This window comes from Metabacillus schmidteae, assembly GCF_903166545.1.
GTDB lineage: Bacteria > Bacillota > Bacilli > Bacillales > Bacillaceae > Metabacillus > Metabacillus schmidteae.
On record NZ_CAESCH010000002.1, the window covers coordinates 647,783 to 663,142 of the forward strand.

Here is a 15,360-nt window from a genome sequence, read left to right on the forward strand (position 1 = left end):
ATTCAAGAAAGAATAAGAACTATAAAGTATAGGAGCAGCATCATGAAAAAATTCTACCTTAAGTATGTTCTGATAGCTTTCGTCATATGCTCATTTATATTGCCGAAAACCATTAAAGCTGAGACAGAGACAACTGCTAACCTCGAGAAAGAACATCTACACCTTTATAGTGAGGCAGTTATATTGGTTGATGCAGAGTCAGGTCAAATACTATATGAAAAAAATAGTAAAGAAAAACTCCCGCCTGCAAGCATAACGAAAATTGCAACAGCTATTTATGCGATAGAAAAAGGGAATATAAATGATCTTGTGACTGTTAGTGAGAATGCAAGAAATGTGGATGGAACTCGAGTTTACTTAGAAGCAGGTGAAAAGGTTCCATTAAAAAAGTTAATTCAAGGCTTGATCATTAATTCCGGAAATGATGCAGGAGTTGCGATTGCTGAACACCTTAGTGGTTCTGTTGAACAATTTGCGGAAGATTTTAATGAATTTTTACAACAAGAAGTGGGGGTGCAAAATACTCATTTCTCAAATCCGCATGGGCTCTATGAAACAGAGCATTTGACTACAGCAGAGGACATGGCCAAAATCACGCAATATGCGATACAAAATCAAACGTTTAGAGACATTTTTCAAACGAGTGAATTAAAATGGGACGGTGAGACCTGGGATACAACTCTTATCAATCATCATGAAATGGTACGCGACAAGGAGTATGAAGGTATCACAGGTGGAAAAAACGGGTTTGTCCAGGAAGCGGGATTTACACTTGTCACAACGGCTGAACGAGAGAATATAAGTTTGATTGCTGTTACGTTAAACTCGATGTACAGTGAACAGTCCTATGAAGACACCACAGCCTTATTCAATTACGGCTTCGAACACTTTGAAACAGATCAGGTCCTAAGAAATGAAAAATATACTGATGGATTCGAACATTCGTACTTAGTAACAGAAGATACCTCATTTACGAAACGACAAGGAGAAACGATTGAAAAAGATGTAAGTCCATCAGGTGATCTTATTGTTAAGGGTGAGGATCAAAGGATTATAACGGAAGTAGAGCTTGATCAAGTTGAGAATAAAGAGAAAAATGAACAGATGAAAAGTGAGATTGTTACAAATGAAGATGTGGTGAACCAAAAGAGAGAGGAATATCATTTGTCTATCATCGTTCCAATAGCCGTGGTCACCGGACTTTTTGTTTCACTTTTATTTTATTTTCAAATTAGAAAAGTCTAATAACTAACTTTGATTCTTATCTAGATTGATTTATAATGGTAGTTAAAGTCTATCATTCTTATGAAAGAAGTGTGAACACATGAATTTGGGATTCGGAGAAATCTTACTTATTTTGTTTGTTGCGCTGTTATTATTTGGACCAAAAAAATTACCGGAACTGGGAAAAGCAGCAGGTAAAACGCTTAGAGAATTTAAAAATGCTACAAAGGGTCTTATGGATGATGAAGAGCCTGTGAATAAAAAAAATAATCCATAAACGATATATATAAGACACAGCGATATTGCTTGTGTCTTTTTTTATGGAGATAGGATAACAAGGAACCTAGAAAAAGTTCAAAATAAAAAGATTAACTAAGGAAATGATAGTTGAGAGCGATTAAATTAACGAATTTGACCATATATTATCAAAAAATGAATTTTTTCATCCTTTACGATTGAGTGTTGGGGGGAGTAAGATTACATTCGTAAATAATATGAATTAATTAGTTAGTTGACTATTTATTATGATTAATTTGTTTTTAAATAAAAAAGAATAGATGATCAAAGATCGCTTAATCCTATTATTAGGAGCGGGGGACCCATGAAAGTGTCTTAACAGACTTGGGGTGAATCAAACGTCTTTAAAGGTGTTTGTAGGGCTATTCTCTTTTGCCCGAATCCGACAGCTAACTCCGCAAGCGTTAAAGGGATGACCATGTGCTTCTTTTTAAAAGACACAGGGACTCACTACCCTTGTGTCTTTTTTTGTTGTTCAAAAAATGTATGAATGTGTACCTATAAAAGGAAATAAAAGTAACTAACAACATTAAGTATTGAAAGAAGGAATTTTTGTGAAGAAGCAATTTGCTGTATTTGGCTTAGGTCGTTTTGGCGGGAGTCTTGTTAAGGAATTCCATGAGCTTGGAATTGAAGTTCTGGCGATCGATAAAAGTGAGGAAAAAATCCAGCAATATGCTGCATATGCTACACATGCAGTAAGGGCAAATGCAATAGATGAAACAATCTTAAAGCAGCTGGGGGTTCGAAATGTCGATCATGCATTCGTTTCGTTTGGTGACGATATTGAAGCGAGCATCTTAACATCTCTCATTCTAAAAGAATTAGGCATTCCACAAGTATGGGCGAAAGCACAAAATGACTACCATCAAAAAGTGTTAGATAAAATTGGTGTGAACCGTGTTATTCACCCTGAGCGAGATATGGCAAAGCGCATCGCCCATCATATAATATCCGAAAAAATGATTGATTATATTGAGCTATCCAGAGAGTACAGTCTTGTGGAAGTTGTTGCAACAAAGAAGCTATGTAACAAGACAATTTGTGATTTAGATATACCTTCTAAATACGGCTGCAATATTGTCGGCATTCAAAGAGGTGAAGAGATTTGTGTATCACCATCGGAAAATGAACGAATTTCTATTGGAGATGTATTACTAATTATTGGTAAAAATAAAGATATTATAGATTTTGAAGAATTCGGTATGTAAAATGAAAAAATTCATTAAGTTGAATCCGTCGCAATTATTGGTTATTGTGTTCGTTGTGTCGATAACAGTTGGAACATGTATTTTAAAGCTACCTTTTTCTACTTATGAAGGAATTAAATGGATAGATGCTATCTTTATTAGCACCTCAGCGATGACGGTAACAGGACTTGCCACAGTTGATCCTGCTACTACCTTTACAACCTTTGGACAATTTATTATTGCAGTACTTATTCAAATTGGCGGTCTTGGGATCATGTCATTTGCGGTTTTAATTTATATTATGATAGGCAAGAAGATTGGACTTAAAGAAAGATTGCTTATGCAACATGCTTTAAATCAAACATCGGTTGGTGGAATTATTAAGCTTGTGAAATACCTATTTGTTTTTTCCATTACGATCGAGCTGATTGCGATGATTTTCCTTGCAATTCGATGGATACCACAATTCGGATGGGCTCAAGGATTGTTTTTTAGCTTTTTTCATTCGATCTCCGCATTTAATAATGCAGGGTTTGCACTTTGGTCAGATAATCTTATCCAATATGTAGGCGATCCTCTGGTGAATATTGTGATTTCTATTTTGTTTATCATTGGTGGAATTGGATTTACCGTTTTAGTTGATGTGTGGAAAAAGAGAAAGTTTAAAAAACTATCTCTTCATACAAAGTTAATGATTATTGGTACTTTTATTATAAATACTGTGGCTATGCTATTTATCTTTTGTTTGGAATATAGTAACCCAAATACAATTGGTGATCTTACATTAGGGGATAAGCTCTGGGCCTCTTATTTCCAAGCTGTTTCACCAAGAACAGCCGGATTTAATACGATTGATATTGGAAGTATGGATGAAACTACATTGTTTTTTATGATTATCCTTATGTTTATCGGAGCAGGAAGTGGATCTACCGGCGGGGGGATTAAATTAACAACTGCCTTAATTATTGGACTCGCAACAATCAGCTTTTTAAGAGGGAAAACTAATATTGTTATATTAAGAAGAACAATTAACTCAGTTTTTCTTCTTAAAGCACTCGCGATCTCAATGATCAGTATTGTATTTGTCATTATTGGTATCTTTCTTTTAAATATAACAGAAAAAGATGCTTCATTTATTGATATTATGTTTGAAGTGGTATCTGCTTTTGGTACTGTTGGTCTGTCTGCAGGACTAACTGGAACACTAACATCTGTTGGAAAACAGCTTATTATTTTTATTATGATCTTAGGAAAACTTGGTCCATTGACCTTGATGTTTTCTTTAGCAACACCTTCAAAAGAGAAAATTCGCTATCCGGAAGAAGATATTTTAACTGGATAAATCTAATAGGGCTTCCTTCAAATAGGGAGCCCTTTTTTATAGGATAAAAAGTATTAAATTTTGTACTTAGTGTTGGTGTCTAGCTCGAGCCGATAGGCGGGCGCCTTACGCTTTTCTTAGATATTAGCTAAGAACAAAGAAGCCAAAAGTCCTAAAGAAGCAATAAATCCTACTACTGCACCGCCTTCTTCAAATGCTTCCGGCATCATGGTCGAGGATACCATAGCAAAAATTCCGCCAGCTGCAAAAGCAGAAATGATTGAAACGATATGTACAGGTGCATTCTGAAGTACAACATAACCTAATAACGAGCTAATTGATGAAAGTGCTACAACAATTAGCCACATCAGCAATATTTTCTTTCGTTTATACCCGTCTTGTTTTAATCCAACAGTACTGGAAAGACCCTCAGGAAAATTACTAATTAAAACAGCAATAACCATTAAGTAGCTAACCGTTCCTTGTTCTAGTAAACTCACTCCAATAATGATCGACTCAGGAACAGCGTCAATGATTGTTCCAATAAAGATTGATAAACCGGAATGATTTTCAGAGCTTTTTTTTGAGCGCTTTCGCTCACTTCCACCTTTTTTTGAAATAATGGCTTCAGAAAAGGTGAAAACTAAAGCTCCTGAAAGAAATCCAAGGGATGTTGCCCATAAACCGCCTTCATTAACTGCTTCTGCAAGTAATTCAAATGCGGCAGCTCCTATTAAAACACCGGTTCCAAATGACATGATTAGTCCTGTTATCTTCTTAGGAAGATTTGTGAAAATCCCTACCAACGCTCCTAAGAGGATAGGTGATCCGGCAAAAGCTCCCCAAAACGCTGCCTGAAGCAAGATAGCTCATCTCCTGTAAATAGTTATATTGCTATTTTTCCCTTAATTAGTGAGATAAAACGGAAAAGTTGATAGGTAAAAAGTTGGAGTGGAAAAATAATAAGGCGGCCAACAGTGTTGGCCGCCAGTATCTTATTCAGAACCTAATTTGTTTTCGATATCATCTAATAGTAAGTTAGCTGCAATTACGCCACCGGCGGTATTCCAGATCGCATCATCAACTTTATATGCTTTATTAGCTTTTACTACCTCCAGGTTTTTCCAGAGAGGATCGTTTGTCCAATCTTCTTCAGTTTTAGTTGCTTCTGTATCACCCGGTGGTGCGTATGTGAAGTAAAATAAAATATCAGCATCTAATTGCGGAATGATTTCTTTTCCAACTTCACGTACGAATAAATCATCCGGGTTATCTTTAAATAACTCTTGAACGGAATTGGAATGTTTTAACCCCAGCTTGTCAAAAATGACACCAGAGAATGTATCAGTATAATAAACTCTTGTCAAACCTGCCATAAAACGTACAACAGAAACTTCCTGATTAGCTTTATCGCCAAGTGAATCCTTCAATGATGTAATACGTGATTCAAAATCAGCAATGACCTTTTTGCCCTCTTCTTCACGATTTAATGCTTTTGCATATAAATTAAAGTTTTCCTGCCAGTCACCTCTTAATGTCTCAGAGAAAACGGTCGGTGCAATCGCCTTTAATTGTTCATAGACCTTTTCTTGTCGCATTTTGTTTCCAATAATTAAGTCTGGTTTTAGTGCAGCAATGGCTTCTACATTTACTTCACTCTCAGTACCAACGACTTGAACATCTGTCATTTCTTCAGAGATATGATCATACCATGGCTCTCCAAGCCATGATTGAACAGCTCCAACCGGTGTTACTCCCATTGCAAGCAGAGCTTCAGTTCCTTCATTTGTTAAAATAACAACTTTTTCTGGAGTTCCAGTAATTTCAGTTGTTCCCATAGCATGTTCAACTGTATATGTTTCTTCTGATGGTGTATCATTTTTTTCTTTCGCACCTTCAGATTCAGTTGTTTCTTCATTTGTATTCCCACATGCCCCAAGAATAAGAATTGTAATGCTTAGTAAAAATAATGATAACCAAGACTTTCTGTAAGTACTGCTCATGTTATGTCCTCCATTAATGATAATGATTTTCATTTATAAGAGAATGATAAGATGTTGTCGAAATATTGTCAACACTTAAATGAAAATGATTTTCAAGATCAATCAAATTTGATAAGATGAAGTTGAAGTAAGGAAAGTCGCAGGGAGAAAATATGATATTAAAAACAAATTATCAAAAATCAATTGGTCTTATTCTAGGGTTTATATTACTTTTACTATTATTTTGTGGGAGCCTTGTCTTTGGTTACGCAAATACAAACTTAAAAACTGTGTATGACGCATTTATGAGTTTTAATGGTTCAAATGAACATATTATTGTCTACGAGGTCAGGTTACCAAGAGCATTAATTGGTGCTACTGTTGGGGCAAGTTTGGCTTTGGCTGGGGCAATTATGCAGGCATTGACGAAGAATCCTCTCGCATCACCGAGTGTGTTTGGTATTAACGCTGGTGCTGGTTTCTTTATCGTTGTTGCTGTTACGTTTTTTTATGTTAACTCTTATCAAGGATTTACGTTTGTTGCCTTTGCAGGTGCAGCTTTTTCAGCATTTATCGTTTATTTTGTAGGTTCTTTTGGACGTCAGGGGTTAACACCAATGAAGCTGACATTAGCAGGTGCAGCAATGGCAGCATTGTTTTCTTCTTTAACACAAGGATTATTAGTGGTGAATGAAGCTGCATTAGATCAAGTTCTCTTTTGGTTGGCAGGTTCGATTCAAGGGAGAAGTCTGGAAAGTTTATTTGCTGTTCTACCATATATTTTACCTGCAATCATGATCAGCTTGATTCTTTCCCAGAAAATAAATGTATTAATAATGGGGGAAGATGTCGCAAAAGGCTTAGGACAAAGAACCGGTTTTGTAAAATTAACAGGTGCCCTACTCGTTATTCTTTTAGGCGGAGGGGCTGTAGCGGTAGCTGGACCAATTGCATTCATTGGGATCGTGATCCCACACTTTGCAAGGTTTATCGTAGGGAATGACTATCGTTGGATTTTTCCATATTGCGTTGTTCTCGGAGGCTCTCTCCTTGTTTTTGCTGATATTTTAGCAAGATATGTTGTTATGCCTGAAGAGGTACCGGTTGGTGTTATGACGGCATTTATAGGAACTCCCTTTTTTATTTATATTGCGCGCAGGGGGTTCAACCATTCATGAAAAAATATTATAAGCTACGCATTGGTACAGATAAACTGTCCTTTTTAATTGATAAAAAAGCAGTTACTATTTCTTTCATTCTACTTGCAGTTACATGTATTGTATTCTTGACGAGTACGGGAGTGGGTGAAGTTTTTATTAGTCCGCTTAATGTGCTAAAGACATTATTTGGATATGGCGATGACATGGAAAATTTATTTATCTATTCGTTTCGCCTGCCAAGAATTATGATTGCCTTATTAGTAGGAATTAGTTTAGCTGTTGCTGGAGCTATATTACAAGGATTAATTCGGAACCCGTTAGCATCACCTGATATCATAGGAATAACAGGTGGAGGATCTGTTGGTGTTGTCTTATTTCTTATGCTGTTCAGTGATCAAAACAATTCACTGTTTGTAAGTATTAAATGGTTGCCTGTGGCGGCATTCATTGGTGCAACGATTATTGGAATTCTCGTTTATTTGTTATCATGGAAAAATGGAGCATCTTCCATTAGGCTTGTGTTAATTGGGATTGGTTTATCCATGCTCACACAGTCTCTGACAACATTATTTATGGTGAAAGGTCCAATCTACCAGGCAGCACAAGCAAATGTTTGGATTACTGGAACTGTTTACGGGGCAACTTGGGAACAGGTATGGATTTTATTACCTGTTGTTGTCATCTTATTTTTGATTAGCATTATTTCAATTCGAAATGTCAATATACAAGAGCTCGGTGATGAGCTAGCAACGGGAGTAGGAAGTGCCGTTCAACGCAATCGTTTTTTACTCTTACTTTTAAGTACAGCTTTAACAGGTAGTGCTGTCGCTTTTGCAGGAGTTATTGGTTTTGTGGGATTAATGGCACCACATATAGGAAGAAGACTTGTAGGATCTTCATTTGGAGCGCTTTTGCCAGTATCTGCATTAATCGGGGCTATTCTGGTCATGATGGCAGATCTTTTAGGAAGGGTTCTATTCTCCCCTCTAGAGGTGCCGGCAGGAGTATTTACTGCAGCAATTGGAGCCCCATATTTTATTTATTTGTTATATAAAACAAGAAACAACTAATAAATGCTGTGTAAAAAGGAGCGATTTTAGATGTCAGCAATTGAAACAAGTGCGCTCACACTTTCCTATGGAGATACGATTATAATAAATGAGTTAGATGTGAAAATTCCTAAAGGTGAAATTACTGTTTTTATCGGAAGTAATGGATGTGGAAAATCTACCTTGCTCAGATCTATTGCAAGGCTATTAAAGCCGAAGGAAGGATCTGTTTTATTAGAGGGAAATGCCATTGCGAAATTATCAACAAAAGAAGTAGCCAAGCAGCTTGCGATTCTCCCCCAAGGTCCAGTGGCACCAGAAGGATTAACGGTCCTACAGCTAGTAAAACAAGGGCGCTATCCATATCAAAGCTGGTTGAAGCAATGGTCGCAAGAGGACGAGGAAGCGGTGAATAGTGCTTTAGCAGCAACAGGCTTACAGGAGTTAGCAGAGCGACCAGTTGATTCATTATCAGGAGGTCAAAGACAACGTGCATGGATTGCCATGACATTGGCACAAAAAACAGATATTATTTTGTTGGATGAACCAACAACTTATTTGGATATGACACACCAAATTGAAATTCTTGATTTATTATTTGAATTAAATGAGCGGGAAAATCGAACAATTGTTATGGTGCTACATGATCTAAATTTAGCATGCCGCTACGCTCATAATTTAATTGCATTAAAAGATAAGAAGGTGTATGCACAGGGGAAACCTGAAGAAGTGATTAATTGCAGCTTAATGCAAAATGTATTTCAAATGAACTGTGATGTAACCGTTGATCCAATTTTTGGAACTCCACTCTGTATCCCTCATGGAAGAGGAAGATGTATTCTAAAGGAAGTTGGCGCTTTAAATGGCTGAATTAACGAAAGAAGAAAAGCAAATATTAGAGAAATATCGATTATGTTTACACGAGATTTCACCAAATGTTATGGTCAAAGGTTCTGAATTATTGAAAGAAGACCAGTTGATAAGATTATTTAATGAAGACCTGCAAATAAAATACAATACAGATAAACATCAGGTCTTAGGTTCGATGCTTCTAAAGAGTTATGCCTTTTTAGGTGCTCTTGTTTTATATAGTATGAGTATATTTAATAAAGGTATAAATAGTTCCATAGAAAACCTTTCTTTATATACAAAGGAAGATGACCCGTTTTGGTTACCGAGTTTCCGTTTTACAAACATGGAAGTCACCACTCCAGCTTCGAATCGAAATGAATGGCGTGATGAGGTATTAGGTGCTCTATTTAAACAGAATATAGCCCGTATGATTACAACCATTTCAAAAATATCTCGTGTTGCTAAGGTTATTTTATGGGAAAATGTAGCTGTTTATATTTTTTGGATGTATGAATCGACATTAGAAGATCCGGACTTAGCAGAAGAAACGAAAGCTAGAATACAAGATGACTTTTTGTATGTTGTATTTGAGGCAGCACCACATCTTTTTGGAGTAAAAGCTAAAAATCCACTTACACCATTCTTAAATGAAAAGCAAAATAATGTACGAAAAAGATCAACTTGTTGTTTGTTTTACCTTACATCCAAAAATAATGATCGATGTAGTACATGTCCGATTGAATGCAAAAGTCCGAATTAGGAGGTGTTCATGAATGGATCAAAAGCTAAAAGATCAATTTGATGGGCTCGTTGAGAAGTATAGCGAATTATTAGTAGGAGATTCTTCTGATGAAGTGAAGGAAAAAGTAAAAATGTGGGCACTTTATACTCATATATCGAAATCAATGCCACCGCTTGCTAAGCATTGGAATGCCACATATCCTGATGCAAAGGACAACCTAAAAGCCATTATTAATGATATAAAGGTTTTAAATGAGAAGCACAGAGAATCAAAAAATCAAGGTTAAGACAAAGGGCTGTTTTAAAAACAGTCCTTTTCTGATTGTCGTTATTTGAACAGTTTTCCGTAAGAAACATATAGTAACAATAAGACGAATACAGATTTTATAAGGGATTTTAATAAAATCTGAAATGCGTCTTCGCCCCTTTATAGAGAGATCTCTTGTGCTTTTTCGGTATAAGAACCTAAGAGGAGGCTGTTTTATATGGAAAAATTACTGCGGAACTCTTTTATGTTTTTATCCAAAAATAAGATGATGACAAAGCTTGCGAAGAAATATGGCTTGCGTTTTGGAGCGGCAAGGTTTGTTGCAGGAAATACGATAGATGTAGCAAAAGATGTGATTAAACAATTAAATAATAAAGGACTTGACGTAACATTAGATTATTTAGGTGAGTTTAATACAGATGCAAATGAAGCTGCTGAAGCAGCCGATCATTGTATAAAAGCGATTGAGGTAATTGGTAGGGAACGGTTAAAATCTCAAATATCCATCAAATTAACGTCAATGGGGTTAGACATATCAGATGATGTCGTATTAGAAAATATGCGCAGAATCCTGGCAAAGGCAAAAGACCTTCGAGTTTTCATTACGATTGATATGGAAGATTATTCAAGGTGTGAAAGAACATTAAAAATTTATAAACAACTTAAATCTGAGTATGACAATGTAGGAACAGTCCTGCAAGCATACTTATATCGAACGGTAAAAGATGTGGAAGACTTAGGTGCTTATCAAGCAAATTTACGACTTGTTAAAGGGGCTTATAAGGAATCGGCGAATGTTGCATATCCAGATAAAAAAGATGTAGATCAGAATTTTAAAAAGATTATTAAAATGCATTTGCTTAATGGTCATTATACAGCTATTGCCACACATGACGATCAAATCATTGAATATACAAAACAAATTGTGAACAAATATAAGATACCTAAGACTCAATTTGAATTTCAAATGCTTTACGGAATACGACCTGAAAAGCAATTGGATATTGTTCATGAAGGATATAAAATGAGGGTGTATGTTCCCTATGGTACGGATTGGTTCGGATATTTTATGAGAAGATTGGCGGAAAGGCCAGCAAATGTTGCATTTGTTTTAAAAGGATTGATCAAGCGCTAATGATAGAGTTTAAAAGTTTTGTACTTAGTTGTTGTGTCTAGCTCCAGCGCCTAGCCCCTCGGGGTCATAAGCCGCTCAGGAATTGAAGACAAAGAACGTCTTCTATTCCTGAGCGTCTTATGCCTGCCTTAGGCTGATCGAGGCGCTTCCGCTTTTCTAATATTACATATCGTCACTACCCATATTATGCTGTTTGTACTGTTGGTTTTGACTAGTGCGTTTTCCGCCACCAGCTTTTTCGTTAGTAGGACCCGCATTCCCCTTGACGCTTGCAGCACTAACACCTGCTTTTGAAGGAGATTTTTTTAATCTTGCCATTATATATCACCTCCTAAAGATTAACTTGTCCAATGTAGGGCGTGATTATTTAGGAAAAAATGTGATAAATCTATTGAAGTAGTGATTCAAATCTTTTATATTAATAATAAAGAACCTCATTCATATGAAGTCATTTTTTTTCAGAATAAAATGAATGAGTATTCATTCAAAAAGAGGGGGAGAATGTATGGTCCACCGTATAAAGAGAGCGGCAGTATTAGGCTCTGGGGTAATGGGCTCAGGAATCGCAGCACATTTAGCAAATATCGGCATCCCTGTTTTATTACTAGATATTGTACCTCGTGAATTAAATGAAGATGAGGTAAAAAAAGGTCTAACCATTGAAGATAAGGCAGTTAGAAACCGATTAGGGCAAACAGCTGTACAAAAACTTCTAAAACAAAAACCGGCACCTTTAACAGACAAGAGCCATTTAGAGCGTATTGAGGTAGGTAATTTTGAAGACGACATGCATCGCCTTGGTGAAGTAGATTGGATTATTGAGGTTGTAGTCGAAAATCTTGTTGTAAAGAAGAAGATCTTTACTCTTGTAGATCAATATAGAAAAAAAGGTAGCATCGTTAGTTCAAATACCTCTGGAATTTCTGTAGAGGCCATGTCAGAAGGACGCTCAGATGACTTCCGAAAGCACTTTTTAGGAACGCATTTCTTTAACCCCCCAAGATACTTAAAGCTGTTAGAAGTGATACCAACAAAAGACACCGATCAAGAAATCCTATCATTCATGAAAGCATTTGGAGAGAATGTACTAGGTAAAGGTGTTGTTGAAGCGAAAGATACACCAAACTTTATTGCCAACCGAATCGGTACTTATGGATTATTAGTAACTGTTCAAGAAATGTTAAAGGGCGGTTATCGTGTTGGAGAGGTTGATTCGATTACAGGTCCACTAATTGGAAGACCGAAGAGTGCAACTTTTCGCACACTTGACGTCGTAGGTCTTGATACATTTGCACATGTCGCAAAAAATGTATATGAACAGGTAGATGGACAAGAAAAGGAAATATTTGATATCCCTGAATTTATGCAAAAAATGCTTGATAATAAGTGGCTTGGCAGTAAAATCGGCCAAGGATTTTATAAAAAAATAGGGAAAGACATTCTTGAATTGAATCCTGAAACATTTCAATATGAGGAACGAAAAAAATTACTGGCACCATCGGTTGAACAGGCAAAGCAAGCAAAGGGATTAGAAAATAAATTGAAAGCGCTTATATATGCGGAAGATCGTGCAGGAGCATTACTAAGAGGGATTACAATTCCTACACTTATTTATTCAGCAGAGCTTTTAGGTGATATTGCTGATGATGTTACAGCGATTGACCAGGCAATGAAATGGGGCTTCGGTTGGGAATTAGGCCCGTTTGAATTATGGGATGCTATAGGCATTGAAAAATCAGTAGAACTAATGGAACATCAGGGCTATAAGGTGCCAGCTTGGATTAAGGAAATGCTTGGGAATGGCTATGGTACATTTTATAGAAAAGAAAACGGTGTACTGTTTTATTATACTGATGGTGATTATCGACAAGTAAAGCAAAATCCAAACGTGATAAATCTAAAACATCATAAAGAAATCCATGGAGTAATTAAGAAAAACAGTGGTGCAAGCCTGGTTGACTTAGGAGATGGTGTGGCATTATTAGAGTTTCATTCACCAAATAATGCGATCGGACTTGATATTATTCAGATGATTAATTTTTCAATTGCTGAAGTAGAGAGAAACTTTAAAGGACTTGTGATTGGAAATCAAGGTAAGAACTTTTGTGTCGGCGCCAATCTTGGCATGATTTTAATGGAGGCACAGGACGATAATCTGTTTGAAATTGAAATGGTAATCAGGCAGTTTCAACAAGCGATGATGAAAATCAAATATAGCCAAAAACCGGTTGTTGCAGCACCGTTCGGGATGACATTAGGTGGTGGAGCTGAAATTTGTCTTCCGGCAAGCAGCATCCAAGCTTCAAGTGAAACATATATGGGGTTAGTGGAAGTTGGAGTTGGATTAATTCCTGGCGGAGGAGGAAATAAAGAACTCTATATTAAACAACTAAACAACATGCCAAAAGGTGTGGACTTTGATTTACAATCTGTTGCCAATAAAGTATTTGAAACAATTGCAATGGCAAAAGTATCCTCATCTGCAGCTGAAGCGAAGCGAAACCAATTTTTAAATAAACATGATCATATAAGTATAAACAGTGACCACCTCATTCATGATGCAAAGCAACGTGTCATCTCTCTATATGATGCAGGATATCGACCTCCAATGAGAAAGAAAATTCCCGTTGTAGGTGAAACAGGTTATGCAACGCTATTACTCGGAGCCCAGTCTATGTACCTTTCAGGTTATATATCAGATCATGATTTAAAAATTGCGAAGAAGTTGGCGTTTGTAATAGCAGGAGGAAAAGTTCCATTTGGAACAGAGGTTGATGAGCAATACCTATTAAATTTAGAAAAAGAGGCATTCTTAAGTTTAGTTGCTGAAAGAAAATCTCAAGCAAGAATGCAGCACATGCTCGTAAAAGGAAAGCCGCTTAGAAACTAATAAAAGGAGGTTGGGTAAATGCGGGAAGCAGTCATTGTAGCTGGTGCTAGAACACCTGTTGGTAGAGCGAAAAAAGGGACGTTAGCTAATATGCGACCGGATGATCTAGGTGCTTTAGTTGTAAAGGAAACGTTAAAAAGAGCTGGTCAATATGAAGGAAATATTGATGATTTAATTATAGGATGTGCTATGCCTGAAGCTGAGCAAGGCTTAAATATGGCGAGAAATATAGGAGCTTTAGCCGGACTTCCTTATGCGGTTCCTGCCATTACAATTAATCGATATTGCTCTTCAGGCCTACAATCAATAGCATATGGTGCAGAAAAGATTATGCTCGGTCATTCGGATACCACTATAGCTGGAGGAGCTGAATCTATGAGCCTTGTGCCAATGATGGGGCATGTGGTTCGACCAAATGCAAAACTAGCTGAAGAAGCACCTGAATACTATATGGGAATGGGGCACACTGCAGAACAAGTAGCAACAAAATATGGGATATCTCGTGAAGAACAAGATGCTTTTGCTGTAAGAAGCCATCAGCGGGCAGCAAAAGCCATTCAAGAAGGAAAATTTGTTGATGAAATTGTCCCTGTGGAAGTTAATGTTCGAACGGTAGGAGCTGATCACAAGCTTCAGGAAAGTGTTATTCATTTTAGTCAAGATGAAGGGGTTCGCGCGAATACAACATCAGAAGTTTTAGCTACCTTAAAGCCGGCCTTTTCTGTAAAAGGATCTGTTACAGCCGGAAATTCATCACAAACAAGTGATGGTGCTGCGGCTGTCATGTTAATGGATCGGGAAAAGGCTGAATCTCATGGATTCGAGCCAATGGCAAAATTTAGATCATTTGCAGTTGCAGGTGTTCCACCTGAGGTAATGGGTATTGGTCCGGTTGCTGCTGTTCCATTGGCACTAAAATATGCAGGGCTTGAGCTTTCGGATATTGGTTTATTTGAGTTAAATGAAGCTTTCGCCTCTCAATCCATTCAGGTTATTCGTGAACTGGGACTTGATGAGGAGAAGGTAAATGTGAATGGTGGAGCGATTGCATTGGGACATCCACTTGGCTGCTCTGGTACGAAGCTCACCCTTTCACTTATTCATGAAATGAAGCGAAGAAATCAGCAATTTGGCGTTGTCACAATGTGTATCGGCGGAGGAATGGGGGCTGCCGGAGTATTTGAATTAGTCTAATTGGGAGTTTGTTAGATTAAAAGATCATGGATTTACGATAACGAAAAGGTGGGGGAA

Annotated in this window: 15 protein-coding genes and 1 riboswitch; of the genes, 12 read left to right on the forward strand and 3 right to left on the reverse strand. The window is 37.0% G+C overall.

From position 1 onward, the window contains the following. The first annotated feature begins 42 nt into the window (after positions 1-42). The 4 genes from HWV59_RS23910 (at position 43) to HWV59_RS23925 (ending at position 4,053) form a co-directional block, all read left to right on the forward strand. Entirely contained in the window at positions 43-1,245 is a 1,203-nt protein-coding gene (locus HWV59_RS23910) for a D-alanyl-D-alanine carboxypeptidase family protein (RefSeq protein WP_175640541.1), read from the forward strand. 79 nt (positions 1,246-1,324) lie between these two features. Then, positions 1,325-1,501, forward strand: a complete 177-nt coding sequence (gene tatA / locus HWV59_RS23915; RefSeq protein ID WP_175640542.1) for a twin-arginine translocase TatA/TatE family subunit — start codon at positions 1,325-1,327, stop codon at positions 1,499-1,501. Between the two features lie 282 nt (positions 1,502-1,783). After that, positions 1,784-1,940: riboswitch (cyclic di-AMP (ydaO/yuaA leader) on the forward strand. Between the two features lie 135 nt (positions 1,941-2,075). Beyond that, positions 2,076-2,732 carry a potassium channel family protein gene (locus HWV59_RS23920; RefSeq protein WP_175640543.1) on the forward strand — a complete coding sequence of 219 codons (657 nt, stop codon included), beginning with the start codon at positions 2,076-2,078 and terminating at the stop codon, positions 2,730-2,732. Between the two features lies 1 nt (position 2,733). Then, entirely contained in the window at positions 2,734-4,053 is a 1,320-nt protein-coding gene (locus HWV59_RS23925; RefSeq protein WP_175640544.1) for a TrkH family potassium uptake protein, read from the forward strand. 116 nt (positions 4,054-4,169) lie between these two features. On the opposite strand, the gene HWV59_RS23930 is transcribed toward HWV59_RS23925, so the two are convergent. Next, positions 4,170-4,895, reverse strand: a complete 726-nt coding sequence (locus HWV59_RS23930) for a ZIP family metal transporter (protein ID WP_102228573.1) — start codon at positions 4,893-4,895, stop codon at positions 4,170-4,172. A 132-nt stretch (positions 4,896-5,027) separates the two neighbouring features. After that, positions 5,028-6,035 (reverse strand): ABC transporter substrate-binding protein, encoded by a 1,008-nt coding sequence (locus HWV59_RS23935; protein WP_175640545.1) that lies wholly within the window; start codon positions 6,033-6,035, stop codon positions 5,028-5,030. Between the two features lie 152 nt (positions 6,036-6,187). Between HWV59_RS23935 and HWV59_RS23940 the strand changes: the two genes are divergently transcribed. From HWV59_RS23940 to HWV59_RS23965, 6 genes are all read left to right on the forward strand, one after another. Beyond that, positions 6,188-7,192: a FecCD family ABC transporter permease gene (locus HWV59_RS23940; RefSeq protein ID WP_175640546.1), complete on the forward strand. Its 1,005-nt coding sequence runs from the start codon at positions 6,188-6,190 to the stop codon at positions 7,190-7,192. Beyond that, a complete protein-coding gene (locus HWV59_RS23945) occupies positions 7,189-8,244 on the forward strand; it encodes a FecCD family ABC transporter permease (RefSeq protein ID WP_175640547.1) in 1,056 nt (351 codons plus the stop codon). The genes HWV59_RS23940 and HWV59_RS23945 overlap by 4 nt, the downstream gene beginning before the upstream one ends. Positions 8,245-8,274: 30 nt before the next feature. Further along, positions 8,275-9,093 carry an ABC transporter ATP-binding protein gene (locus tag HWV59_RS23950; protein ID WP_175640548.1) on the forward strand — a complete coding sequence of 273 codons (819 nt, stop codon included), beginning with the start codon at positions 8,275-8,277 and terminating at the stop codon, positions 9,091-9,093. Further along, on the forward strand, positions 9,086-9,835 hold the full coding sequence (locus tag HWV59_RS23955) for an IucA/IucC family C-terminal-domain containing protein (protein WP_175640748.1): 750 nt from the start codon (positions 9,086-9,088) through the stop codon (positions 9,833-9,835). Before HWV59_RS23950 ends, HWV59_RS23955 begins: the two co-directional genes overlap by 8 nt. A 13-nt stretch (positions 9,836-9,848) precedes the next feature. Continuing rightward, positions 9,849-10,103 carry a YusU family protein gene (locus tag HWV59_RS23960; protein WP_102228579.1) on the forward strand — a complete coding sequence of 85 codons (255 nt, stop codon included), beginning with the start codon at positions 9,849-9,851 and terminating at the stop codon, positions 10,101-10,103. 198 nt (positions 10,104-10,301) lie between these two features. After that, the gene (locus HWV59_RS23965) at positions 10,302-11,219 is read left to right on the forward strand and encodes a proline dehydrogenase family protein (protein WP_175640549.1); all 918 of its coding nucleotides are present in this window, start codon (positions 10,302-10,304) and stop codon (positions 11,217-11,219) included. Positions 11,220-11,381: 162 nt separating this feature from the next. On the opposite strand, the gene HWV59_RS23970 is transcribed toward HWV59_RS23965, so the two are convergent. Next, the gene (locus tag HWV59_RS23970) at positions 11,382-11,537 is read right to left on the reverse strand and encodes a YuzL family protein (protein WP_078431330.1); all 156 of its coding nucleotides are present in this window, start codon (positions 11,535-11,537) and stop codon (positions 11,382-11,384) included. A 187-nt stretch (positions 11,538-11,724) separates the two neighbouring features. On the opposite strand from HWV59_RS23970, the gene HWV59_RS23975 reads away from it, so the two are divergent. Next, the gene (locus HWV59_RS23975) at positions 11,725-14,109 is read left to right on the forward strand and encodes a 3-hydroxyacyl-CoA dehydrogenase/enoyl-CoA hydratase family protein (protein ID WP_175640550.1); all 2,385 of its coding nucleotides are present in this window, start codon (positions 11,725-11,727) and stop codon (positions 14,107-14,109) included. An 18-nt stretch (positions 14,110-14,127) separates the two neighbouring features. Further along, positions 14,128-15,303: an acetyl-CoA C-acetyltransferase gene (locus HWV59_RS23980; RefSeq protein WP_175640551.1), complete on the forward strand. Its 1,176-nt coding sequence runs from the start codon at positions 14,128-14,130 to the stop codon at positions 15,301-15,303. Positions 15,304-15,360: the final 57 nt, after the last annotated feature.

Coding starts and splice junctions, on each gene's coding strand:
- tatA (WP_175640542.1), top strand. CDS start 1,325: ATGAATTTGGGATTCGGAGAAATCTTACTTATTTTGTTTGTTGCGCTG.
- HWV59_RS23940 (WP_175640546.1), top strand. CDS start 6,188: ATGATATTAAAAACAAATTATCAAAAATCAATTGGTCTTATTCTAGGG.
- HWV59_RS23970 (WP_078431330.1), bottom strand. CDS start 11,537: ATGGCAAGATTAAAAAAATCTCCTTCAAAAGCAGGTGTTAGTGCTGCA.
- HWV59_RS23960 (WP_102228579.1), top strand. CDS start 9,849: ATGGATCAAAAGCTAAAAGATCAATTTGATGGGCTCGTTGAGAAGTAT.
- HWV59_RS23965 (WP_175640549.1), top strand. CDS start 10,302: ATGGAAAAATTACTGCGGAACTCTTTTATGTTTTTATCCAAAAATAAG.
- HWV59_RS23935 (WP_175640545.1), bottom strand. CDS start 6,035: ATGAGCAGTACTTACAGAAAGTCTTGGTTATCATTATTTTTACTAAGC.
- HWV59_RS23975 (WP_175640550.1), top strand. CDS start 11,725: ATGGTCCACCGTATAAAGAGAGCGGCAGTATTAGGCTCTGGGGTAATG.
- HWV59_RS23950 (WP_175640548.1), top strand. CDS start 8,275: ATGTCAGCAATTGAAACAAGTGCGCTCACACTTTCCTATGGAGATACG.
- HWV59_RS23980 (WP_175640551.1), top strand. CDS start 14,128: ATGCGGGAAGCAGTCATTGTAGCTGGTGCTAGAACACCTGTTGGTAGA.
- HWV59_RS23945 (WP_175640547.1), top strand. CDS start 7,189: ATGAAAAAATATTATAAGCTACGCATTGGTACAGATAAACTGTCCTTT.
- HWV59_RS23955 (WP_175640748.1), top strand. CDS start 9,086: ATGGCTGAATTAACGAAAGAAGAAAAGCAAATATTAGAGAAATATCGA.
- HWV59_RS23910 (WP_175640541.1), top strand. CDS start 43: ATGAAAAAATTCTACCTTAAGTATGTTCTGATAGCTTTCGTCATATGC.
- HWV59_RS23925 (WP_175640544.1), top strand. CDS start 2,734: ATGAAAAAATTCATTAAGTTGAATCCGTCGCAATTATTGGTTATTGTG.